The 21,972-nt window shown below is 69.5% G+C and carries 24 protein-coding genes; 11 read left to right on the forward strand and 13 right to left on the reverse strand.

The window, feature by feature from the left end:
- Position 1: 1 nt before the first annotated feature.
- Positions 2 to 766: an ATP-binding cassette domain-containing protein gene (locus CAP38_RS06045; RefSeq protein ID WP_086120006.1), complete on the reverse strand. Its 765-nt coding sequence runs from the start codon at positions 764 to 766 to the stop codon at positions 2 to 4.
- Positions 763 to 1,776 (reverse strand): tripartite tricarboxylate transporter substrate binding protein, encoded by a 1,014-nt coding sequence (locus CAP38_RS06050; protein WP_086120007.1) that lies wholly within the window; start codon positions 1,774 to 1,776, stop codon positions 763 to 765. The genes CAP38_RS06045 and CAP38_RS06050 overlap by 4 nt, the downstream gene beginning before the upstream one ends.
- A 145-nt stretch (positions 1,777 to 1,921) precedes the next feature.
- Here CAP38_RS06050 and CAP38_RS06055 point away from each other — a divergent pair, with 145 nt between their 5' ends.
- The 7 genes from CAP38_RS06055 to CAP38_RS06085 all read left to right on the forward strand — a co-directional run bounded on the left by CAP38_RS06055 (position 1,922) and on the right by CAP38_RS06085 (position 8,732).
- A complete protein-coding gene (locus tag CAP38_RS06055; RefSeq protein WP_256924308.1) occupies positions 1,922 to 3,124 on the forward strand; it encodes a branched-chain amino acid ABC transporter substrate-binding protein in 1,203 nt (400 codons plus the stop codon).
- Positions 3,109 to 3,960 carry an ABC transporter permease gene (locus CAP38_RS06060; RefSeq protein WP_256924309.1) on the forward strand — a complete coding sequence of 284 codons (852 nt, stop codon included), beginning with the start codon at positions 3,109 to 3,111 and terminating at the stop codon, positions 3,958 to 3,960. Before CAP38_RS06055 ends, CAP38_RS06060 begins: the two co-directional genes overlap by 16 nt.
- A 10-nt stretch (positions 3,961 to 3,970) precedes the next feature.
- Complete coding sequence (locus tag CAP38_RS06065; RefSeq protein WP_086120008.1) at positions 3,971 to 4,774, forward strand: quinoprotein dehydrogenase-associated SoxYZ-like carrier; 804 nt, start codon at positions 3,971 to 3,973, stop codon at positions 4,772 to 4,774.
- Entirely contained in the window at positions 4,771 to 5,742 is a 972-nt protein-coding gene (locus CAP38_RS06070) for a quinoprotein relay system zinc metallohydrolase 1 (protein ID WP_086120009.1), read from the forward strand. The genes CAP38_RS06065 and CAP38_RS06070 overlap by 4 nt, the downstream gene beginning before the upstream one ends.
- A gap of 344 nt (positions 5,743 to 6,086) precedes the next feature.
- Entirely contained in the window at positions 6,087 to 7,781 is a 1,695-nt protein-coding gene (locus CAP38_RS06075) for a PQQ-dependent methanol/ethanol family dehydrogenase (RefSeq protein ID WP_086120010.1), read from the forward strand.
- 61 nt (positions 7,782 to 7,842) lie between these two features.
- Positions 7,843 to 8,175, forward strand: a complete 333-nt coding sequence (locus tag CAP38_RS06080) for a c-type cytochrome (RefSeq protein ID WP_086120011.1) — start codon at positions 7,843 to 7,845, stop codon at positions 8,173 to 8,175.
- On the forward strand, positions 8,172 to 8,732 hold the full coding sequence (locus tag CAP38_RS06085; protein ID WP_086120012.1) for a hypothetical protein: 561 nt from the start codon (positions 8,172 to 8,174) through the stop codon (positions 8,730 to 8,732). Before CAP38_RS06080 ends, CAP38_RS06085 begins: the two co-directional genes overlap by 4 nt.
- Before the next feature lie 6 nt (positions 8,733 to 8,738).
- Here the strand turns inward: CAP38_RS06085 and CAP38_RS06090 are convergent, their stop codons facing one another.
- From CAP38_RS06090 to pqqA, 9 genes are all read right to left on the reverse strand, one after another.
- Positions 8,739 to 9,443 carry a hypothetical protein gene (locus CAP38_RS06090; RefSeq protein ID WP_086120013.1) on the reverse strand — a complete coding sequence of 235 codons (705 nt, stop codon included), beginning with the start codon at positions 9,441 to 9,443 and terminating at the stop codon, positions 8,739 to 8,741.
- Positions 9,443 to 9,967, reverse strand: coding sequence for a hypothetical protein (locus tag CAP38_RS06095; protein ID WP_086120014.1), 525 nt, complete (start codon positions 9,965 to 9,967; stop codon positions 9,443 to 9,445). The genes CAP38_RS06090 and CAP38_RS06095 overlap by 1 nt, the downstream gene beginning before the upstream one ends.
- 28 nt (positions 9,968 to 9,995) lie before the next feature.
- Complete coding sequence (locus CAP38_RS06100) at positions 9,996 to 10,607, reverse strand: hypothetical protein (RefSeq protein ID WP_086120015.1); 612 nt, start codon at positions 10,605 to 10,607, stop codon at positions 9,996 to 9,998.
- Complete coding sequence (locus tag CAP38_RS06105; protein ID WP_179188470.1) at positions 10,582 to 11,349, reverse strand: hypothetical protein; 768 nt, start codon at positions 11,347 to 11,349, stop codon at positions 10,582 to 10,584. Before CAP38_RS06105 ends, CAP38_RS06100 begins: the two co-directional genes overlap by 26 nt.
- On the reverse strand, positions 11,346 to 12,479 hold the full coding sequence (pqqE, locus tag CAP38_RS06110; RefSeq protein ID WP_256924310.1) for a pyrroloquinoline quinone biosynthesis protein PqqE: 1,134 nt from the start codon (positions 12,477 to 12,479) through the stop codon (positions 11,346 to 11,348). Before pqqE ends, CAP38_RS06105 begins: the two co-directional genes overlap by 4 nt.
- A 4-nt stretch (positions 12,480 to 12,483) precedes the next feature.
- Positions 12,484 to 12,783 carry a pyrroloquinoline quinone biosynthesis peptide chaperone PqqD gene (gene pqqD / locus CAP38_RS15465; RefSeq protein ID WP_256924311.1) on the reverse strand — a complete coding sequence of 100 codons (300 nt, stop codon included), beginning with the start codon at positions 12,781 to 12,783 and terminating at the stop codon, positions 12,484 to 12,486.
- 2 nt (positions 12,784 to 12,785) lie between these two features.
- Positions 12,786 to 13,517, reverse strand: a complete 732-nt coding sequence (pqqC, locus tag CAP38_RS06115) for a pyrroloquinoline-quinone synthase PqqC (RefSeq protein ID WP_086120017.1) — start codon at positions 13,515 to 13,517, stop codon at positions 12,786 to 12,788.
- A gap of 14 nt (positions 13,518 to 13,531) precedes the next feature.
- Positions 13,532 to 14,449 (reverse strand): pyrroloquinoline quinone biosynthesis protein PqqB, encoded by a 918-nt coding sequence (gene pqqB, locus CAP38_RS06120; protein WP_086120018.1) that lies wholly within the window; start codon positions 14,447 to 14,449, stop codon positions 13,532 to 13,534.
- 108 nt (positions 14,450 to 14,557) lie between these two features.
- Positions 14,558 to 14,632, reverse strand: coding sequence for a pyrroloquinoline quinone precursor peptide PqqA (gene pqqA / locus CAP38_RS06125; RefSeq protein WP_086121059.1), 75 nt, complete (start codon positions 14,630 to 14,632; stop codon positions 14,558 to 14,560).
- 184 nt (positions 14,633 to 14,816) lie between these two features.
- On the opposite strand from pqqA, the gene CAP38_RS06130 reads away from it, so the two are divergent.
- Positions 14,817 to 15,803 carry an alpha/beta fold hydrolase gene (locus tag CAP38_RS06130; protein WP_179188471.1) on the forward strand — a complete coding sequence of 329 codons (987 nt, stop codon included), beginning with the start codon at positions 14,817 to 14,819 and terminating at the stop codon, positions 15,801 to 15,803.
- Positions 15,800 to 16,786 (forward strand): MBL fold metallo-hydrolase, encoded by a 987-nt coding sequence (locus CAP38_RS06135; protein WP_086120020.1) that lies wholly within the window; start codon positions 15,800 to 15,802, stop codon positions 16,784 to 16,786. Before CAP38_RS06130 ends, CAP38_RS06135 begins: the two co-directional genes overlap by 4 nt.
- On the opposite strand, the gene CAP38_RS06140 is transcribed toward CAP38_RS06135, so the two are convergent.
- Positions 16,763 to 18,898, reverse strand: a complete 2,136-nt coding sequence (locus CAP38_RS06140) for a sigma-54-dependent Fis family transcriptional regulator (RefSeq protein ID WP_086120021.1) — start codon at positions 18,896 to 18,898, stop codon at positions 16,763 to 16,765. The genes CAP38_RS06135 and CAP38_RS06140 overlap by 24 nt on opposite strands.
- Before the next feature lie 397 nt (positions 18,899 to 19,295).
- Here CAP38_RS06140 and pedF point away from each other — a divergent pair, with 397 nt between their 5' ends.
- On the forward strand, positions 19,296 to 19,778 hold the full coding sequence (pedF, locus tag CAP38_RS06145) for a cytochrome c-550 PedF (RefSeq protein ID WP_086120022.1): 483 nt from the start codon (positions 19,296 to 19,298) through the stop codon (positions 19,776 to 19,778).
- 71 nt (positions 19,779 to 19,849) lie between these two features.
- Positions 19,850 to 20,740 (forward strand): ABC transporter substrate-binding protein, encoded by an 891-nt coding sequence (locus CAP38_RS06150; RefSeq protein WP_086120023.1) that lies wholly within the window; start codon positions 19,850 to 19,852, stop codon positions 20,738 to 20,740.
- Positions 20,741 to 20,773: 33 nt separating this feature from the next.
- Here CAP38_RS06150 and CAP38_RS06155 read toward each other — a convergent pair whose 3' ends face one another.
- Positions 20,774 to 21,895: a helix-turn-helix domain-containing protein gene (locus CAP38_RS06155; protein ID WP_256924312.1), complete on the reverse strand. Its 1,122-nt coding sequence runs from the start codon at positions 21,893 to 21,895 to the stop codon at positions 20,774 to 20,776.
- Positions 21,896 to 21,972 lie beyond the last annotated feature (77 nt).

Here is a 21,972-nt window from a genome sequence, read left to right on the forward strand (position 1 = left end):
GTCAGTCTCCGGTGCGGCCGAGCTGCCGAAGCACCTCGGCCTGGAAGTCGCTGCCCTGGGCCGCGGCCATGAATTCGCTGGTGCTGCCGTCAAAGCGTACCTGGCCCTGGTGGAGCAGCAGCAGGCGGTCGGCCGCGCGCGCTTCCTCGATCAGGTGGGTGGCCCACAGCACCGCCATGCCGTCCCGGCTGCACAGGTCGCGCACGGCATCGAGCAGCTGCTGGCGCGAGGCGGGGTCCAGGCCCACGGTGGCTTCGTCCATGAGCAGCACCCGCGGGCGGTGCAGCAGCGAGCGCACCAGTTCCACCTTGCGCCGGTTGCCGCCCGAGAGGCTGCGCACCACCGCGCCGGCCTGGGCCTGCAGGCCCAGCAGGCCCAGGCCGTGGTCGATGCGCTCGCGGGCCAGTGCGCGGGGCATGCCATGCAGGTCGGTGTGGAACTGCAGGTTGGCCTGGACGCTGAGGTCGAGGTCGAGCGCGCTCTGCTGGAACACCACGCCCAGCCCGGCCAGGGCACGGCTGGGGTGTTGGCGCATGTCGTGGCCCAGCACCTCGATGCGGCCGTCGTCCGGCGTGAACAGGCCGGTCAGCAGCGAGAGCAGCGTGCTCTTGCCGGCTCCGTTGGGGCCGAGCAAGGCCACCATCTGGCCGGGGAAGAGGGCCAGGTCCACGCCCTTGAGGGCGGGTTTGCTGCCGTAGGACTTGCGCAGGCCATGGGTCTGCAGCAGCGGGGTGGTCGACAAGGGCGGATCGGCAGGAGCGGTCATGAGCCTGTGGGCGGGGCGGCGGGGCGGGCCAGCAGGTTCATGCGCGCCAGCAGTCGCTTCTCGCGTTCCACCGTCTCGATCAGGGCCTGCCGGTAGTCCCGGGTGTTGAGGTATTCCAGCGTCTGATCGTAACGGGCCAGCTCGCGCTGGTGGCGCTCGCTGAACATGGCCTTGGCAAAGCTGTCGTGCAGCCGCTGCACCACCTCCGGCGGCGTGCCGCGCGGCGCGGCCAGACCCCAGGGCGAGCTGTGCACCGCGTTGGCATAGCCCAGTTCGCGCAGGGTGGGCACCTCGGGCCAGCGCGGGTTGCGGGCCGCATTGAAGGTGGCCAGCAGCCGCACCTTGCCCTGCTCCAGCCAGGGCACGAAACCGGTGGAGTTGACCCCGACCATGATCTGGCCGCCGGCCACCGCCAGCATCTGGTCCGCCGTGCCCCGGTAGGGCACATGCACCGGGCGGATGCCGTGGCGCATCAGCACGTCTTCCATGGCCAGGTGGGCCGTGGTGCCGATGCCGGTGCTGCCCACGATCAGCTCGCCGGGGTGGGCCAGTGCCCAGTCGATCAGGTCGCCCCAGGTCCGGAAGGTGCTGGCGGCCGGCACCAGCACGCCGAAGGTCACCCCGGACACCTGCAGGATCGGGCTGAGGTCGTGCAGCGGGTCCCAGGGCACATGGTTCATGAGCGCGTGCCGGTACACCGTCACCGGCACCTGGCCGATGGTATGGCCGTCGGGCTCGGCCATCTTGAGCAGCGGTGCCACCTGGGTGCCGCCGGCCCCGGGCTTGTTGATCACCACCACCGGCTGGCCCAGCAGGGGCTGGACCTCGTCGCACAGCACGCGCAGGGCCAGGTCGGTGGCGCCCCCGGGCGGCCAGGGCACGATGAGCTGGATGGGCCGGCTCGGGAAAGGGCCCGACGCGCGCGCCGCCACGGCCGGCAGGTGGCTGGCCGCCGCAGCCGCCACGGCCCAGCTCAGGCAGCGGCGTCGGGAGGGATGGGGAGGTGTCATGCCGGCGGACCTTGTCTCAGGGTTTACAGGGAGATGCGACGCACGCTGGCACGCTGACCATGTCGCTGCAATTTCCGTTCCTGTTTGGCTGGCATCGAATTTGCTGCCAACCCACACCATGCCCCTGACGCCGTTGCCTGTTTCCGTGTTCTTGTCCCTCGTCTGCGCGACCCTGATCGGTGGCCTCGCGCTGGCGCCGAGCGCCGCCCGGGCGCAGCCCGCCGCGAAACCGGTGACCGTGCCGCTGGCCGTCATCGGTCTGGCCGACGACCCCCGCTATGCCAACCGCCGCATGGAGCGGGCCTACCCGGGCCATCCGGCCGGCCGCGCCCTCGAGGGCGTGAAGCTCGGTGCCGAGGACTCGGCCTTCGAGCTGGAGGCCGCCGGGGTCGAGATGCCGGTGCGCGAGCTGCTCATCAACGACGCGGCCGGCCTGCCCAAGGCCCTGGCCGAACTCAAGGCCGCCCGGGTGCAGCACATCGTGGCCGACCTGCCCGAGCCGCTGCTGCGCCAGCTGGTGCAGACCGCACCGGCCGCACTCGGTGGCGCGCTGATCGTCAACGCCGGGCTGGACAGCGACAGCCTGCGAGGTGCCCAGTGCGCCCCCCACCTGCTGCACACCTACCCCAGCCGCGCCATGCTGTCGGATGCCCTGGCCCAGTACCTGGCGGCGCGCAACTGGCGCAAGGTGCTGCTGCTCACCGGGCCGGACGCGGCCGATGCGCTGCAGACCGAGGCCTTCCTGCGCAGTGCCCGGCGTTATGGCCTGAAGGTGACCCAGCAGAAGCCCTTCAAGCTCACCGGCGACCCGCGCGACCGCGACCTGGCCAACACCCGGCTGCTGACCGGCGAGCGCGAACACGAGGTGGTGGCGGTGATGGACGCCAACGGCGAATTCGCCCGGCTGCTGCCCTATGCCACCCAGTGGCCGCGCCCGGTGGTAGGCGCCAACGGCCTGACGGCGCAGCCCTGGCATCCGCAGTGGGAGCGCAACGGCGGACCGCAGCTCACCCGCCGGTTTGCCAGGCAGGAGAGCCGGCCCATGCTCGGTCATGACTGGGCGGCCTGGGCGGCGGCCAAGGCGGTGGCGGCTGCGCTGGTGGACGCCCCGCGCGCGCCGGTGGCCCAGCACATCCAGCGCCTGCGCACCGGCCAGAGCTACATCGACGGCTTCAAGGGCCCGCGCCTGAGCTTCCGCGCCTGGGACGGCCAGCTGCGCCAGCCGCTGTTCTTGGCGCATGGCGACGGCGTGGTGGGCCTGGCCCCGCTGGACGGCGTGCTGCACCCCAAGGACGTGCTCGACACCCTGGGCGTGGACGAAGCGGAGACCACATGCAAGGCACGATGAACCCGGTCGACCTGACCCTGCCGCGCCCTCCGCTGGGGCTGCACCTGCTGCGCGCCCTGCGCGCGGTGGTGGGCCGCGAGATCGGCCGCTTCGTGCGCCAGCCCTCGCGCCTGGGTTCGGCCCTGGTGCGGCCGCTGCTGTGGTTCGTGGTGTTCTCGGCGGGCTTTCACAACGTGTTCGGCGTGGCCATCATCCCGCCCTACGAGACCTACATCGAATACAAGGTCTACATGGTGCCCGGCCTGCTGGGCATGGTGGCGCTGTTCAACGGCATGCAGAGCTCGCTGTCCATGGTCTACGACCGCGAGATGGGCGTGATGCGGTTGCTGCTCACCGCACCGCTGGCGCGCGGCTGGCTGCTGGGCTTCAAGCTGCTGGCCAGCACCGTGCTGTCGGTGCTGCAGATGGTGGTGTTCCTGGCCATCGCCCGGGCCTTCGGTGTGGACTTCGGTCTGCTCCACCTGCCGGGGCTGCTGCTGGCCATGACGGCGGGCGCCGCCCTGCTGGCCGCCCTGGGCCTGATGCTGTCGGTGTACGTGAAGCAGCTGGAGAACTTTGCCGGCACCATGAACTTCGTCATCTTCCCCATGTTCTTCATCAGCCCGGCGCTCTACCCGCTGTGGAAGCTGGAGGAGTCGGGGGCGGTCTGGCTGCTGCGCCTGGCCGAGTTCAACCCCTTCACCCACGCGGTGGAGGCCATGCGGTTTGCCATGTACGGCCAGCTCAATGCCCTGTCGTGGGCGGTGGTGCTGGGCTGTGGCGCCATCTTTTTTGCGCTGGCGCTGTGGGGCTACGACCCGCAGCGCGGCTTCATCCGCCAGAAGGGCGGGGGCTGAGGACATCGACATGCCGAACGATCCGATCCGACTGAACCGCCGTCACCTGCTGCTGGGCGCCGCCCTGTCGGCCACCGGCGCGCACGCCAGTGACGACCTCACCGGTGGCGATCCGCTGGGCTCCATGCAGTGGCCCACCCTGCGCAAGCAGTACCTCGGCCAGGCCCCGATGCGCTTTGCACCGGAGGTGGTGGTGCGTGGCCCCACCTTTGCCGACGACGCCATGAACGTGCCGCTGCAGGTCGACGCGCGCGCCCTGGCCGGCACCGGTGGCGGCGTGGAGCGCATCCAGGTGGTGGTGGACCGCAACCCGGTGCGCGAAGTGCTGACCTACGAGCCGCTGCGGGCGCTGCCGGTGCTGGCCTTCCGCATCCGCATGGAACAGGCATCGCCGGTGCGCGCGATGGTGAAGACGCGCGACGGCCAGTGGCATGTGGGCAGCACCTGGGTGCAGGCCGCCGGTGGCGGCTGCACCGTGCCGGGCGCCACCCGGGCCGACGGCTCCTGGAGCCGCACCCTCAACCAGGTGCAGGCCCGCGTGTTCCCCAACGCCATCGAAGGCAGCCGCCGCCTGCGCCTGCGGGTGATGCACCCCATGGATACCGGGCTGGTGGCCGGCGTGCCGGCCTTCTACATCGAGCAGCTCCAGCTCGACGATGCGGCCGGTCAGCCCTGGCTTCGGCTGGCGCTGCACGAGCCGGTGTCGGAGAACCCGCTGCTCACGCTGGAGCTGCCGCGCGAGGCCGCCGGCACCTGGCTGCTGCACGGGCGCGACAACAACGGCAACCGCATCCGCGCCGAGGTGCAGGCGTGAAGCCGCGCCTGGTGCTCGCCGGGCTGCTGCTCGGCCTGCTGGGCCATGCCTGGGCCCAGGCCCAGACCTCGCTCACGCTGCCCGACTACCGCCTGCAGCCGCGCCAGCTCGCGGCCGACACTTGGGTGATCGAAGGCGCGGTGGAGGACTTCAGCCGGGGCAACGGCTGCAACATCATCAACACCGCCTTCATTGCCACGCCCGAGGGCACCTGGGTGATCAACACCGGGCCTTCGCGCCTGTACGGCGAGCAGCAACGCGCAGCCGTGGCCCGCACCACGCCCCGTCCGGTCCAGCGGGTGCTGAGCCTGAACCTGCACCCCGACTATTTCTTCGGCCACCAGGCCTGGGCCGGCGTGCCCACGGCGGCGCTGGCCGGCAGCATCGCCGGCATGCAGGCCGAGGGGCGGGCCTATGCCGACAACCTCTACCGCCTGTGCGGCGACTGGATGAAGGGCACCGAATCCACGCCGTCGACCGAAGCAATCGACCCGGCCCGCCTGCCCCAGACCCTGCGCCTGGGCGGGCACACGCTGGAGCTGCACCGCCTGAGCGGCCACACCGCCGACGACCTGGTGCTGATCGACACCACCACCGGCGTGCTCTACGCCGGCGGCCTGGTCTTTGCCGACCGGGTGCCCACCACGCCGCACGCCGACTTTGCGGCCTGGCAGGCCAGCCTGGACGTGCTGGAGCGCTGGCATGCCCAGGGCAAGTTCCGCACCGTGGTGCCCAGCCACGGCCCGGTGCACACCGGCCTGTCCGGCCTGCAGCAGACCCGCGACTGGCTGCGCTGGATGACCACCCTGATGCGCGAGAGCGCCGAGCGCGGGGTCGACCTGAGCGAGCTGCTGCGCACCCCGGTGCCGGCCCGATTCGCCGGCTGGGCGGCCCAGCCGGCCGAGCTGCACCGAAGCCTGACCCAGTGGTACCCGCGCTTCGAGCAGCAGGCGCTGCAGGCTCGCTGACACAGCGGCTGATACGGCCGGGACAGTCCTGTACCGGACCGTTCAGGACTGTTGCACCGACGGGTGATTCATTTCTGAACACGCATGAACAGTCCATGAACAGTGCGTGGCGCCGGCAGTGTTGCAGCCGGCCGGTCCGGACGGTCAGTGGGCGGTTTTTCTAGGGGTTTACACGAAGGATTCCCGGGTGGCAGACCCTGGCACAGATGTTGCCCTTTGGGGTCTGTGCAACCCAAAGACCGGAGGGGTCGGGGTGTCACCAGCGACCGCACAAGGGTGTGGTCGCCGCCATCAACCCCAAGAGCAGGAGACCGACAGTGAAACGCACCCTATTGAGCCTGTTGATGCTGGCCGCCACCGCGCAGGTGAGCGCCCAGGGCGTGACCGACGCCATGATCGCCAACGACGCCAATTCCCCCGACAACGTGCTGAGCTGGGGCATGGGCACCCAGGGCCAGCGCCACTCGAACCTGAACAACATCAACGCCAAGACCATCAACAAGCTGGTGCCGGTGTGGTCGATGTCGTTCGGTGGCGAAAAGCAGCGCGGCCAGCAGAGCCAGCCGCTGGTGCACAACGGCAAGATGTTCGTCACCGCGTCCTACTCGCGCATCTATGCAGTGGACGCCAAGACCGGCCAGAAGCTGTGGAAGTACGAGCACCGTCTGCCCGAGGGCATCATGCCCTGCTGCGACGTGATCAACCGCGGCGCTGCCCTCTATGACAACCTGGTGATCTTCGGCACTCTGGACGCCCAGCTGGTGGCCCTGGACCAGAACACCGGCAAGGTGGTGTGGCGCGAGAAGATCGATGACTACTCTGCCGGCTACAGCTACACCGCTGCCCCGCTGATCGCCGAAGGCCTGCTGCTGACCGGCGTGTCCGGCGGCGAGTTCGGTGTGGTGGGCCGCGTGGAAGCCCGCGATCCCAAGACCGGCAAGATGGTCTGGACCCGTCCGGTGGTCGAAGGCCACATGGGCTACAAGGACGGCAAGGAGAACGGCATCTCCGGCACCACCAACGCCACCTGGCCGGGCGAGACCTGGAAAACCGGCGGTGCGGCCACCTGGCTGGGCGGCACCTACGATCCCAAGACCGGCCTGGCCTACTTCGGCACCGGCAACCCGGGTCCGTGGAACAGCCACGTGCGCAAGGGCGACAACCTGTACTCGGCCTCCACCGTGGCCATCGACGTCAAGACCGGCAAGATCGTCTGGCACTACCAGAACACCCCGAACGACGGCTGGGACTATGACGGCGTGAACGAGTTCGTGACGTTCGACATGGACGGCAAGCGCATGGGCGCCAAGGCCGACCGCAACGGTTTCTTCTACGTGAACGACGCCACCACCGGCAAGCTGGTGAACGCCTTCCCGTTCGTGAAGAAGGTGACCTGGGCCACCGGCATCGATCTGAAGACCGGCCGTCCCAACTTCGTCGACGACAACCGCCCGGGCGACCCGACGGCTGCCGGCGGCGACGGCACCAAGGGCAAGAGCGTGTTCTCGGCACCGGGCTTCCTGGGCGGCAAGAACCAGATGCCCATGGCCTACAGCCCCAAGACCGGCCTGTTCTACGTGCCCACCAACGAATGGGGCATGGAGATCTGGAACGAGCCCATCACCTACAAGAAGGGTGCGGCCTACCTGGGTGCTGGCTTCACCATCAAGCCGCTGTTCGACGACCACATCGGTTCGCTGCGCGCCATCGATCCCAAGACCGGCAAGGTGGCCTGGGAAGTCAAGAACAACGCCCCGCTGTGGGGTGGCGTGATGACCGCCGGCGACCTGGTGTTCTGGGGCACCCCGGAAGGCTTCCTGAAGGCCGCCGATGCCAAGACCGGCAAGGTGGTGTGGCAGTTCCAGACCGGCTCCGGCGTGGTGGCCCCGCCCATCACCTGGATGCAGGACGGCGAGCAGTACATCAGCGTGGTCTCCGGCTGGGGTGGCGCCGTTCCCCTGTGGGGCGGTGAAGTCGCCAAGAAGGTGAATTTCCTGGAGCAGGGCGGTTCCGTCTGGACCTTCAAGCTCATGAAGTAAGTTGTGTGGGTGAGGGGTGGCGCGGCGCAAGCCCGCCACCCTTTTTTTTCGGATGAATCACATGCGTTTCCCTCTCTCCCTGTCCGTTGCCATCGGTGCGGCTGCGCTGCTGGGCGCACCGGCCCATGCCCTGGACGCGGCCGCCGCCGTCGAACTGGCCAAGGCCAGCGGCTGCTATTCGTGCCATGCCAACGCCGAGAAGGTGGTCGGCCCTGCCTTTGCCACCATCGCCGAGCGTTACGCCGGCGACAAGGACGCTGCCGCCACCCTGGCGCAGTCGATCCAGAACGGCTCCAAGGGCAAGTACGGCCGCATCCCCATGCCGCCGCACGCCAGCCTGAGCCCGTCCGACCTCAAGCTGCTCTCGGCCTGGGTGCTGACCATCAAGCCATGAGCTTTCGCCTGCTCCTGACCATGGCCCTGCTCGGGGGTTGTGGTGGCGTGCAGGCCTTCGACTACAGCGGCACCAAGACCCTGGTGGCCGTGACCCGCGATGGGGCACGCACCGCCATCGGCCGGGTCGAATTCATGCCGCAGCCGCAGGGCGGGGCGGCCTTCAAGGTCAGCGTCGACCCGGCGGTGATGCGCGACCACTTCCTCTCCATGCGCGAGTTCAAGTGCCTGCCCGCCGAGGTGGAGATCAGCTGCTTCGTGCCGTACCCGTATGCCAGCCCGGCCCGCGTGAAGCCGGGCGACCTAGCCTGGCTGGAGCACCACCTGCTGTTCTTCTTCAAGCAGCCGCGCGACTACGGCGCCAAGCTGTGGAACGGCATGGTGTTCCAGCTGCGAGAGGAGGGCGCTGCGCTGGTGGGCGAACCGCAGGCCATCGACCTCAACCGCCTGGGCGTGCCGCCGGATCGGCCCGACCAGCCCCTGTACAGCCCGACCGACCGGGACGACTTTGCCCCGGGTGCGCGCTGGATCACGCAGATCCGGATCGAGAAGCCCTGATCCTCCTCAGCGCACTGCCTCCGCCGTCAACGTCCCCCCGGTCAGGAAGCCCGGCGGCACCTTTTCCTCGCGCTCGAACTTCACCAGGCCCACGCCCTGGCAGTACCACTCGCGGCTGATCAGGGGCACGTTGGTGAAGCCGTTGACCGGGTCGGTGTAGAGGTTGAGCTCGGCCCGGCCTGCCACCCGCAGGCAGGGCTTGTGGGTGCCGCTGGGTGTGGTGACGGTGTCGTCCACCGCCTCGATGCGCCACTGCATCAGCGCGCGGTGGCTGTAGCGCAGCTCGCGCGGGTATTCGTTGCGCCGCAGGATGAGGTAGGGCACGGTGGGCGTGGTCCATTCGGTGCCCACGGTGTAGGGCGCCTTGAGCACCCACAGCGGCTCCTTCTCGGGCGTGGGTTCTTCGTCGATGTCCATGCGTGTGGCCATGCGGCGCACGCCCTGCTCGTCGTGCCGCAGGTAGTAGCTCACGCCCAGCGAGTGGTGGCGCACGGCCATCGGCACCTGGTCGAGCGTGGCGGGCGCCGTCACACGCAGCGTCCATTCCTGCGGCGGCGGCGCGTCCTCTCCGGTCTGAGTGACCTCGTAGGTGATGGCCGTGCCTTCCTTCAGCGGAAACCACACCGGCCCCAGGTCGGCCTTGCCGCAGCCGGAGAGCAGGGCGACGGGGAAGAGCAGAAGCGCTGCGCGTGCAGCGGTGCGGCGGGTCATCATTTCTCCGGCAGCTGCGCTCGGGGCAGATCGCTCAGCTTGATCTGCAGCTTGTCGTTGCCGGGCGGGCGCAGCCACGCGAACCCGCCCTGGCCCCGGATGGGTTCGGTGCTGCCCATCTGGGTGTTGCCGTCGCGCGCCTTCTTGATGCCGTCGCCCAGGATGCGGTGCAGGTCCTTCTCGTAGGGCAGGCGGTGCACCCGCGGCATGGCCAGGGGCTGGTTGTCCTTCATGGGGTTGACCCAGATGTAGATGGCGCCGGCATGCCCGCGCGCCGGGCTGGGCTCGTCGAACACGGCAGCCAGCAGCACGAATTTCTCGGGCAGGCGGTCGTCGCTGGGCCAGCCGGCCATGCCCAGGAAGGTGCCATGGGCCAGCAGGTAAAAACCGGTCACCAGCACCACGCCGCCGGCCTTGACCCACCAGCGCCATCGCGTGGCCAGGCACAGCACCAGCAGCAGGAAGGCCAGCAGGGCATAGACGATCACCAGCAGCAACAGCTGGGAAGAGACGGCAGGGATCATGGCGTGGCGCCCGTGTCAGGTGTCATGGTCAGAGGCCGGTGCGCTGCACGATGGTCAGCGGACGGGTGTTGAGGTCGGTCACGCTGCCGCTGTCGTCCAGCGTGAAGCGCACCAGGGTGCGTTCGTCGCCCTTGCGGGGAATCTGCTGCGTGCCGGTGAAGACGATCTGGGCTTCGGGGTTGACCTTGACCACGCTCACCGACACGTCCACCGGTTGCTGGTCGCGGCTGTCGTAATAGTGGGCATTCACCACGTATTCGCCGGGCGCGATCCCGCGCACGGTGACGATCTCCTGGCGGATCGGGCTGCTCACCACGCGGCCATTGACCAGCACGCTGCTGTTCTTCTCGCCCCGGTCGTCTCGGTCCAGGTGCAGCAGGCCGGCGTCGCGCTGGCGGAACCACAGCGTCTTGCCGCTGGGTTCGTTCACCCAGGCGTCGATGTCGTTCGGGTTGCCGTCGGGCCAGCTGATGGTGATGATGAATTCGGCCTTGGCCGGGATGTCGCCGGCCTTGCGCGACTTGGGGTTGAACGCCAGCAGGGCGATGACGAAGCAGAAGACGAACGCGATCAACATGTTGAACAACATGTCGTAGAACGGGTCGGTCTCGGTGTCACGCACCGGGCGGCCGATGGCCATGCGCAGCTCCGGTGTCGGGTGGGTTGAGGGCCGTCTCGGCGCTGGCCAGCGTGTCGGCCACCAGCGCATCGGCAAAGCGGTCCAGCCGCATCAGCTGCAGGCCCAGCAGGATGTTGCCGGTGAGTCCGGTCACGGTGGTCAGCAGGGCAATGCCCAGGCCGCCGGTCAGGCTCTTGAGCAGCTGGCTGGACTGGCTGGCGTCGAAGCTCTGCATGTCGCCGAGCTGCAGCGCCAGGATGGAGAAGCCGATCACCTTGCCCAGCAGGCCGAGCTTGAGCTGGATGCCGTTGAGCCACCAGGCCATTTCGTGCGGACCGTGGGCGCGTTCGCCCAGCACCTGCATCCAGGTGCCGCGGTCCGCGCCGGGTGCGCTGCAGCCGCGGCGGTATTCCTCGGCCCAGTCGGGGCCGGCGCCGCTGGGTGCGCCCTGGGCGATCCACACATCGAGCTGCCGCCGCTGCTGCCCCAGCACCCAGGCCCGGCGACCGGCCCAGATCGAGCAGCCGAAGAACAGCAGCGTGATGACCACGGTGAGGAAGGTGGGGTCGGCCGCCACCAGCCGGTGCCAGGCCCCGGCGCGCCACAGCAGGAAGGTGGCCAGCAGCAGCAGGCCCATCCAGGCCAGCCACAGCAGGAACAGCCCGTTCTCGGCACGCTCCAGCGCGAACGGGCTGCGCTGCAGGCCGGGCAGCCGGTGCACCACCGCTGCACCCAGCATGCGATGGTGGGCGGTGCTGCTCACCGGGTGTCCGCCGGGGTCGGGTGCAGCTCGCGCGAATTCGCGTCGCTGCGGAAGACGATGGGGATCTCGCGCCGGCTCGGGGCCTCGCGGACCAGCTTCACCACCTGCTCATGGTGCGGGCTCTTGCTGCACACCGGGTCGGTGGCGGCGGCATCGCCAACGATCTGGAAGGCCTGGCAGCGGCAGCCACCGAAGTCCTTGTGGCGCTCGTCGCAGCTGCGGCAGGGCTCCTGCATCCAGTCTTCGCCCCGGTAAGCGTTGAAGGCCTGGCTCTTGTGCCAGATGTCGGCCAGCGGCGTGGTGGTGACGTTGGGCAGGGCCAGGCCGGGCAGGTTGCGCGCATTGTGGCAGGGCATGGCCAGACCATCGGGTGCCACCGACAGGAACACCGCGCCCCAGCCGTTCATGCAGGCCTTGGGGCGTTCCTCGAAGTAGTCGGGCACCACGAAGAGCAGGCGGCAGCGGTTGCCGATCTGCTGGCGGTAGCGGTTGACCACCGCCTCGGCCTCCTGCAGCTGCTCGCGCGTGGGCATGAGCTGGTCGCGGTTGACCCAGGCCCAGCCGTAGTACTGGGTGTTGGCGAGTTCCAGGTATTCGGCATCCAGGGCCAGCGCCATCTCGATGATCTTGTCCACATGCGGCAGGTTGTGCCGGTGCAGCACGCAGTTGAGCACCATGGGCCAGTCGTGCTGCTTGATGATGCGCGCCACCTTCTGCTTGAGCTCGAAGGTTTTCGTGTGGCTCAGGAAGTCGTTGAGCTCGCGGGTGCTGTCCTGGAACGAGAGCTGCACATGGTCCAGGCCGGCATCCTTCAGGCGCCGGGCGCGGGCTTCGGTCAGGCCCACGCCGGAGGTGATCAGGTTGGTGTAGTAGCCCAGGCGGTGGGCCTCGGCCACCAGGTCTTCCAGGTCGTCGCGCAGCAGCGGCTCGCCGCCCGAGAAACCCAGCTGGGCCGCGCCCAGCTTGCGCGCCTGCTGCATCACGTCCACCCACTGCGCGGTGGTCAGCTCGTTGCTGACCTGCGCATGCTGCGTGGGGTTGTAGCAGAACACGCAGTGCAGCGGGCACTTGTAGGTGAGCTCGGCCAGCAGCCACAGGGGCTGGCCCACGGGCCGGTCGGCCAGCTTCACCACGTCACTCGATCCAGCCACGGCGCACGCCCTCTTCAAGCAGGTTGCGCACCTGCGGTCCGATGCCCTGCACACGGAACGCCGCCTCCAGATCGGCCACGATCTGATCGAGCGTGTGCTCGCCCTTGCAGCGCTTGAGGATCTCGGCGGCGGTGTCGTTGAGCTGCACCATGCCCTCGGGGTAGAGCAGCACATGGCGCAGCTGCGTCTCTTCGTACTGCAGACGGAAGCGGCGGTTGAGGCGCGGGTGCAGCGGCAGTTCGGTCGTGCCGCTGGCGGCGGTCGGTTCGGTCGGTTCGTTCATGTTCACTGGCACGCCTTTTCGATGGCGTCGAGCATGGTCCACAGGATGTCGAGCTTGAACTGCAGGATGTCGAGCGCACGGTGCTGGGCCGCGCGGGTGGTGAAGTGGTCGAGGGTGACGCGCAGGCCATGGTCCACATCGCGTCCGGCCAGCGGGATGCGCTTGCGGAAATAGCTCAGGCCTTCCTCGTTGATCCACGGGTAGTGCGTGGGCCAGGTGGCCAGGCGGTCCTTGTGGATCTGGGGCGCGAACATCTCGGTGAGCGAGGAGCACACCGCTTCCTGCCACGGCGCGCGCGAGGCGAAGTTCACATAGGCGTCGCAGGCAAAGCGCACCGCCGGCACCACGCCCTGCAGCGACCACAGCTGCTCGCGCGAGATGCCCACCGCCTCGCCCAGGCGCGTCCAGGCCTCGATGCCGCCGGCGCTCGAGCCTTCGAAGTCGCCATGGCCGTCGTGATCGAGGATGCGCTCGACCCACAGGCGCCGGTGCTCGCGGTCGGGCATGTTGGCCAGGATGGCGGCGTCCTTGCGCGGGATGCAGATCTGGTAGTAGAAGCGGTTGGCCACCCAGCAGCGCAGCTCGTCGGGCGTGCAGCCGCCGGCGTTCATGCGCACATTGAAGGGATGGTGGATGTGGTACGCGCGGCCCTTGGCGCGCAGCTGGGCCTCGAACTCCTCGCGGCTCCAGGGCGGGAGCAGGGGGTCGGGCAGGGGCGTGCGGGCGATGTCCATGGAAGAGGGGAAGATCAGAACGCGATGTCCATGCCGTCGAAGGCCACTTCGATGCCGTGCTGCGTGAGCACGGCACGTTCGGGCGAGTCTTCCACCAGCATGGGGTTGGTGTTGTTGATGTGGATGAGGATCTTGCGCACGCTGCGCGGCAGGCGGTCCAGCACCTCGATCATGCCGCCCGGGCCGCTTTGCGGCAGGTGGCCCATCTCGGCCGCCGGCTTCTTCGACAGGCCGTTGCGGATCATCTCGTCTTCGGTCCAGAAGGTGCCGTCGACCAGCACCACGCTGCAGCCGGCCATGAGCTGCAGCAGATCGTCCGACACGCCGCCCAGGCCCGGCGCATAGAACACCCGCGCACCGGTGGCCGGGTTGTTCAGCAGCAGGCCCACGTTGTCGCCGGGGCGGGGCTTGCCGCGGAAGGGCGAGTACGGTGGCGGCTGCGAGGCCAGCGCCACGGTCTGCACCGCAACGCCCGGCAGGCCGGGCACCGGCAGGGCCGATCCGTCGATGGGCAGTTCGGTGGCCGCCACGCCGCAGTAGTGCGACAGGATGCGGGTGATGGGGAAGCCGTTGGAGATGTCGGAAAACACCTCCGGGGTGGCCAGCAGCGGCAGCGGCGTGCTGCGCTCGCGCAGCATCAGCAGGCCGGTGACATGGTCGATCTGTGCGTCCATCAGCAGCACGGCGGCGATGCCGGTGTCGCGCACCGCGCGGGCCGGTTGCAGTTCGGGGTTGTCGCGGATCTGCTGCAGCACGTCGGGCGAGGCATTCACCAGCAGCCAGTCGGTGCCGTTGGCGGTGACCGCGATCGACGACTGTGTGCGCGGCCTCGCGTTCAGCGTGCCGGCGCGCACGCCGGCGCAGTTGGCACAGTTGCAGTTCCATTGCGGGAAGCCCCCGCCGGCCGAAGAACCCAGAACCCGGATGCGCATGTCAGCAGTCACAACAACAGTCAGAATGGGCCCATGCAGAGGACCCGCTCAGGCAAGAAAAAAGCGCACGCGTTTGCACCCGTGCGCTTTCGATCACAACGCCAGCAATCAGCGGTTGGCGATGTACATCGTGATTTCAAAACCGAAACGCATGTCGGTGAAGGCGGGGGTCGTCCATTGCATCTTCAGTCTCCTGAGTGGGTTGGCATGAAACATGTCTGCTGATCCGGCAACCGAACTGCTGCCAGACCCGAACATGTACCGCAATATTGATGCCACCTCAAGCGTTGCGCCCGTCGCTTCGGTGACGCCCCGGCAACCTGTGGGGTTGAACCCCGGCTCGATGCGGCTGCGGCGGGGTGGGCGCATGGCCTGGAACGTACGGGGAAACCCGCAGGGCGAGGTCTGGCTGGTCATCCACGGCGGCCCGGGCACCGGCGGCAACGCCGGCCTGTGGCAGGCCATCGATCCGACCTCGCAGCGGGCCTTCATGCCCGACCAGCGCGGCAGCGGCGCATCGCGTCCGCGCGGTCAGGACGTCGCGCAGACCGCAGCCACGCTGGTGGCGGAGCTGGAAGACCTCCGTCGGCACCTGGGGGTCGAACGCTGGTCGGTGCTGGCCGGCTCGTGGGGCACGGTGCCGGCCCTGCTGTATGCGGCTACTTACACCGACCGTGTGCAGCGCCTGGTGCTGCGCGGTGCCTTTGCATTGACCCGCCGCGAACTCGACAACGTGCTGGTGCCGCACCGCCGCCCCGGGAAAACCCCGAGTCGGCGTGGCATCGCCGCACCGGTGCCGCAGGCCACCTCCACGGCGCAGGCACTGTCCCGCCTGACCCGGCTGCTTCAATCTGCAACACCCTCTGTTGCATCGCTGCGCGCCTTGCGCCGCTGGGGATTGCGCGAACAGGCGCTGGCCTGGCAGGGCATGCGGCGCAGCCTGCTGCACGCGCGTTCCCAACGCGCGGCCCACGCACCGGCGGTGGCCCGGGAGCTGGCCGGACTGCATCGCCGCTGGCGCCGCGCGCAGGCGGCCCTGGAGCGGCCGCAGCGGCAGCGCAGCGACCGAGCGGCCTGGCAGAAATTCCGCGTGCAGACAGCGGTGCTGCAGGGCCGTGCCGGTGTGCGGCCGGCCACGCTCGACCGCGCGGTCGTGCACCTGGCCCGGCACGGTGTTCCTGTGGCCTGGGTCCATGGCCGCTTCGATGCGGTCTGCCCGCCCGACAACAGCCGGCGCTGGGCGGCACTGGGGGCGCAGCACGGCGGGGCGGTGGAGCTGCACATCACACCGGCCGGTCACCTCGGGCACGAGCCGGCCACGCGTGCCGTGCTGCAACGCGTGGTGCGCGGATGACGCCCCGCCGGGCATTGCTGGCTGCGCTGCTGCTCGTGCTGGCGGCATCGGCCCGGGCTGCGCCGCCGGCGCTGCCGGCCTGCGACCAGGCCGAACCGGTGCCCTGGCGCGCACTGGCCCCGGGCGTCTGGGTGTGGGATGCGGCCAACCACGAGGTCTCCGCGGTCAACGGCGGCCATGTGGCCCCCACGTCGCTGGTGGTGGATGGCGGCGAGGCGCTGGTCATCGATCCCGGGCCCGGGCTGCAGCACGGGCTGCGGGTGCGGGCGTCCATTGCCTGCCGGTTCCAGGCTGCGGTGGTCGGGGTGGTCAACACCCATGCGCATGCCGAGAACGTGCTGGCCAATGCGGCCTTCGCCGACCGGCCCATCGCCGCCAACGCCGGCACCCGCGAGGCGATGGTGGCCCGCTGCCCCGATTGCCTGGCCTCGCTCACCGAGCGTGCCGGCGAGCAGGCCATGACCGGCACCACCATCGTCTGGCCGCAGCGGGTGCTCAGCGAGGGCGAATTGCTGGCCGTGGGCCGGCTGCAGCTGCAGGTGCTGGGCACCGAGCGCGGCCACACCGCCAGCGATCTGGTGCTGTGGCTGCCGCAGCAGCAGGTGCTGTGGGTGGGTGGTCTGGCCTACGAGGGCCGCCTGCCCGAGCTGGCGCAGGGCAGCGTGCTGCAGTGGCTGCAGGCCCTGGACCGGCTGCAGCAGCGCCGGCCGCGCTGGGTGGTGGGCTCGCGCGTGGGCGATGCCCGCATGCTCGAGGCCACCCGCCGCTATCTGCAGGCCCTGCACGACCGGGTGCTGGCCGCCATGGACGCCGGTCGCCACGCCGGCGAGCTGCAGTCGGTGCAGATGGACGAATGGGCTGGCTGGTCCGGCTTTCGATCGCGCCAGGGTTTCAACACCCAGCGCGCCTGGCGCGAGCTGGAGCCGGTGTGGATGGACCGTGGGCCTGCCCCGTCCGGCTCACTGGAGCAGGTCGGGCGGTAGCAGGTCCTTCTTGCGGTAGATGGTGTTGCGCGACACGCCCAGCGCCTTGGCCGCTGCCGACACATTGCCCTTGTGCAGACGCAGCATCTGCGCCATGGCCTGCAGGGCCACGTCCTGCAGGCTGTGCAGTTCGGGGGCGGCGCCCGTCGGCTCGGGGACCGCCATGGCCGGCGCGGCGGGCGCCACCGGCTGTGGTGCTGCGGTGGTGCCGGCTGGCGCCGCCATGGTGGAGGGCACGGGCGTGACCGAGTCGATCTGGGCCAGTTCCTCGACGAAATCGTCCGGCAGATGGTCGCGGGTGATCACGCCGTCGCAGCCCACCATGACCACGGCGGTGCGCAGCAGGTTGTGCAGCTGTCGGAAGTTGCCCGGCCAGGGGTAGCGCTGGAACAGCGCCATCACGTCGGGCGCGATGCCGATCTCGCGCCCGTTCTCGCACAGGGTGCCCAGGATCTTGCGCACCACCAGTTCGAAGTCGGTGCGCTCGCGCAGCGCCGGCAGCCGCACCACCAGGCCGTTGAGGCGGTAGTAGAGGTCCTCGCGGAAGTCGCCCCGCGCGATCATCTCCTTGAGGTTCTTGTGCGTGGCGCACACCACCGCCACATCCACATCGACCTCCTTGCCGGCGCCCAGCGGGCTCACCTTGCGCTCCTGCAGCACGCGCAGCAGGCGGGCCTGCAGGTGCTTGGGCATGTCGCCGATCTCGTCGAGGAACAGCGTGCCGCCGTGGGCCTGCTGGATCTTGCCGATGGCGCCCTTCTTGCGCGCGCCGGTGAAGGCGCCTTCCTCGTAGCCGAACAGCTCCGACTCGATCAGCGTCTCGGGGATGGAGGCGCAGTTCACCGACACGAAGGGCTGGGCATGGCGCGGCGAGTCGCCGTGGATGGCCTGGGCCAGCAGGTCCTTGCCGGTGCCGGTCTCGCCCAGGATCATCACCGGGATGTCGCGGCCCGACACCATGCGCAGCTTGTGGATGACCGAGGCCACCTGCGGGTCGCCGGTGTTGAGGTACTGAAGCGACGAGAAATTGGGCTTGCGGTGGGAGGCTGCAGCGGCCGGTGCCGTCGACTGCACGGGCTGTGCCGCGGCCGCCGGTGCTGCCTCGGCGGGCGGCGCGCCGGCAGCCGCATCCTGCGCCGGTGCGCCGGTGGCACTGGCCGACCACGGGTGCGAGGCCTTGATGCGCGCGCGGCACCACACCGACACACCGTTGTGCATGACCAGCTGCTTGGGGTTGGCCAGCGAGCCGCTGAACAGGTCGATCAGCGCCGACACCGGGATGCCGAACAGCGAGGAAAAGGTGTGGGCCTTGAGCGCCGAGAACGGCAGGCCGAACTGGAACTGCGCGCTGCGGTTGGCCGAGAGGAACCGGCCCTCCTGCGAGAACACCGCGATGCCTTCGACCAGCGTGCCCAGAAATTCGGAGCGGGTGTGGAAGTGGATGCGGATGGCCTGCGGGAAGATGTCGGCGAACATGTGGTTCTCGATCATCTGGGCCGACATGCGCACCAGCGCCAGCGTGTGCTGGTGGTAGCTGCGGTGGTCGCCGGTCACGTCCAGGGCGCCGATGACCTGACCGTACGGATCGAAGATGGGCGAGGCCGAGCAGGTGAGGAACTTGTTGGCATTGAGGTAGTGCTGGCTGCCGTGCACCGTGAGGGCCTCTTCCTCGGTCAATGCGGTGCCGATGGCGTTCGTGCCCTTGGTGCGCTCCGACCAGTCCATGCCCGGCATCAGGGCCACCCGGGAAGCCTTCTCCAGGAAGTCGGTGTCGCCCAGCGAATGCAGCACCATGCCCTTGGCCGAGGTCAGCAGCACCATGCTGTGGGTGTTGACGATCTGGTCGTAGAGCGTCTCCATGACCGGGGCCGCGTGCTGGAACAGGAAGCGGTTCTCCGCCAGCACATCGTTCAGGTCGCCCTTGCGCGGGCTTGAGAAGTCGGGTTCGTCGTTGGCCGCAATGCCGAAGGCCTGGGAGCGCCGGTGCGACTGGTGGATGAGCTCGGCAGACTCCGACGGCGGCGCTGCGCCCGCATGTGCCCGACCCGGGGACGGCTCCTCCCCCGATCCGGCCGCACGGTTCCCTGGGTGCGGGTAGATGGCTGCGCTCATGTGGTCTCCTGGTTCCGGTGGCAGACCACCCCAGTAGTCCCCCACCCAGCGCTCGTCGTCTGCCGCCACGGCAGCTCCCCTGTTCCGGGGTGTGTTGTCGCTTTCACTCATGAGATTCTCGTCATATGTGTGTCAGCCATCAACACGGGCAATCCCGGTATGGAGCAGGCTGTCACGTTTTGATGTCATTTCCCTCGTGGTCAGGCTGTAGCAAGGAGCCGGCCACAGGGCGGCGCCGTGTTCCGGGCGGCCCGGTGGTTCAATTTGGAACACCCGGGCGGGTCAATTTGGCCGATCTGAACCAGCCTGAAACGCCCGGGTGGTGGCCTGCTTCTTGCAGACCAGGCATCCCAGACCGTTTTCACCATCCCATCAGAACGTCCGGAGACCCTGCCCCATGAATGCCCCCCTCTCATCCCGCCTGCTGCGTGGCCTGACCGCCACCGTCCTGGGTCTGGCCCTGCAGACCGCCTGGGCCCATGGCGATGTCACGCCCCAGTCGGTGGACACCAGCACCCTGCCGCAACTCGGCACCAAGTGGCTCGACGCCAACCCCTACAGCACCGGGCCGGCCCAGAAAGAGGCGCTGCGCATCGGCACCTCGGCCTACAACCAGAACTGCGCCCGCTGCCACGGCCTGGAAGCCATCTCGGGCGGTATCGCACCCGACCTGCGCAAGTTCGACGGCGACTGCACCGGCCTGGCCGACGCGGCCAAGAAGGCCGCCTGCTTCAAGGAGATGGACGACTTCTACATGGCCACGGTGCGCCGGGGCCGCGTGCGCGACGGCCGTGTCTACATGCCGCCGTTCGAGGGCACGCTGACCCAGGAAGCGATCTGGGCCATCCGCACCTACATCGAGACCCGCCGCGAGCCCTGAACACCGGCCGGTTCGCCGACACCAGAAGCCCGGACCACCGGGCCGTTCCCACCCGCACAGGAGACATTCCCATGAACCGCATTCCCCCCCACGGTCCGAGCCGTCGCACGGCACTGGCCGCCCTGGTGGCCACCGGCCTGGCCGGCACCCTGGGCCACGCCGTTGCCCAGACCGAACTCACCGATCTGGCCCGCATCAAGGCCAGCGGTGCCCTGAAGGTGGCCGTCTACAAGGACAACGCGCCGTTCTCCGACGGCCCCGCCAATGCCGTCACCGGCCTGGACGTGTCGATCGCCGAGGCCCTGGCCACCCGGATGGGCCTGCGGCTGGCCCTGCTGCCGTTCGATGCGGGCGAGAACATGAACGACGACCTGCGCAACATGGTCTGGCGCGGGCACTACCTGGGCTATGGCCCGGCCGACGTGATGATGCAGGTGCCGGTGGACCGTTACCTGATGCAGCGCAACCGCCAGGTCATCGTGCTGGCGCCCTACATGCGCCAGCAGCTGGTGCTGGCCCACGACACCCGGAAGATCGCCGACGTGCAGTCGGCCGACGACCTCAAGGGCCAGGTGCTGGCGGCTGAGCGTGGCGCTGGCGCGGCCAGTGCGCTCATGGGCTACGGCGGCGGGCTGCTGCGGGCGCAGGTGGGCATCCACGCCACCGGGCAGGACGCAGTGAAGGCCGTGATCGAGGGCAAGGCCGCTGCGGCCTACGTCACCCGCGCACAGGCCGAGTCGGCGCTGTTCGCGGCCGGCATCAAGCCGGGCAGCGGCCCGGTGCGGCTCTCCGCCCTGTCGCTGCCGGGCGTGCCCGACACCGGCTGGACGGTGGGCATGGCCATCAAGGCCGAGCACAAGGAGCTGGGTCTGGCCCTGGAAGGGGCGCTGGCCCAGCTGCGCAGCAGCGGCGAGCTGCTGGCCATCTTCCAGAAACACGGGCTGACGCTCACCGCACCCTGACCCGACGCACCGGGGCCTGCCGCCCCGGGGATGTCAGCGCTTGCCGCGCCCGGCGCCCAGCTTGCGGTACACCGTGGCGCGGCTGATGCCCAGTGCCCGGGCGGCGTCCATCACGTTGCCGCGCGCATCGTCCACCGCCTTGCGGATCAGGGCGGTCTCGATGTCCTTGAGCGGCACCGCATGGGCGCCGGTGGCCGACCGTGCCGCGGATCGGGCTGGTCGGTCGCCCTGGGCCAGCACCTGCAGCCGCAGGCCCGACCACAGCGGCATCTCGGTGGCCGGGGCCTGGGCACGCCCGGCATCGAACAGGGCCTGCATGGGCACCGCGAAATGCTGGGTGCAGTGGCCCGGCTCCACCCCGGGCGGGATGTCCAGCATGTCGGCGGCCGGCCGGTTGAGCGCGGTGATCAGACCGTCCTCGTCCAGGCACAGCAGGCCGTCGTTGTCGTCGCCCAGCACCCGGCCCGGCCAGTTCATGCGCAGCATCAGGGCGTGCGGCATGGACAGGGTCAGCGCGTTCTCGATGCTGCGGGCCGACTGGGCCACCAGGTGCTTGAGCGCCGGCTGCTCCGGCACGTTGATGCCGGTGAGGTCGAGCATGCCCACGCAGTGGCCGTCCGGCCCCCAGATGGGTGCTCCGGCACAGCTGTAGACCGTGGTGGACTCGAAGAAGTGTTCGCCCCGGTGCAGCCACACCGGCTGCAGCTCCGAGAGGGTGGTGCCGATGGCGGTGGTGCCCACGGTGCGTTCCGACAGGTCCACGCCCACGCGGGCGATGTCGGCGGCTCGCGGGTCCTGCCGGTCCACCGGGCCATTGACGTCGATCACCACGCCCTGGGCGTCGGTGAGGATGGCGAAGTACCGGGTGTTGGCCATGGCGCGCGAGAGGGACCGGATCACCGGCGCGGCCGCCTTGAGCAGGGGCTGGTTGGCCTCCAGCAGCAGCCGGGTGCGGGACTGGCTGACCGCCTCGAAGGCGATGCTGCGCGACGGGTCCATGCCCATCGCCAGGCAGCGCTGCCAGGAGCGCTGGACCCAGGGCGCCAGGTGGCTGGCTCCCTGCAGTTCGCCGGCATGCAGGGCGGCGTGGCGTGCCTTCTCGATCTGGCTCAGGCGCGGGGCGGCGCCGGGGTGCAGGGGGCTGTTCAGGCTCACGGGGATGTCCGGGTTGTCTCGTGCATCGTGGTCTGTGATGCTGGCGGTCATTAAACCAGCCGGCACCGCCTTCCCCG

The sequence above is a fragment of the Hydrogenophaga sp. IBVHS2 genome (assembly GCF_002127215.1).
GTDB lineage: Bacteria > Pseudomonadota > Gammaproteobacteria > Burkholderiales > Burkholderiaceae_C > Hydrogenophaga.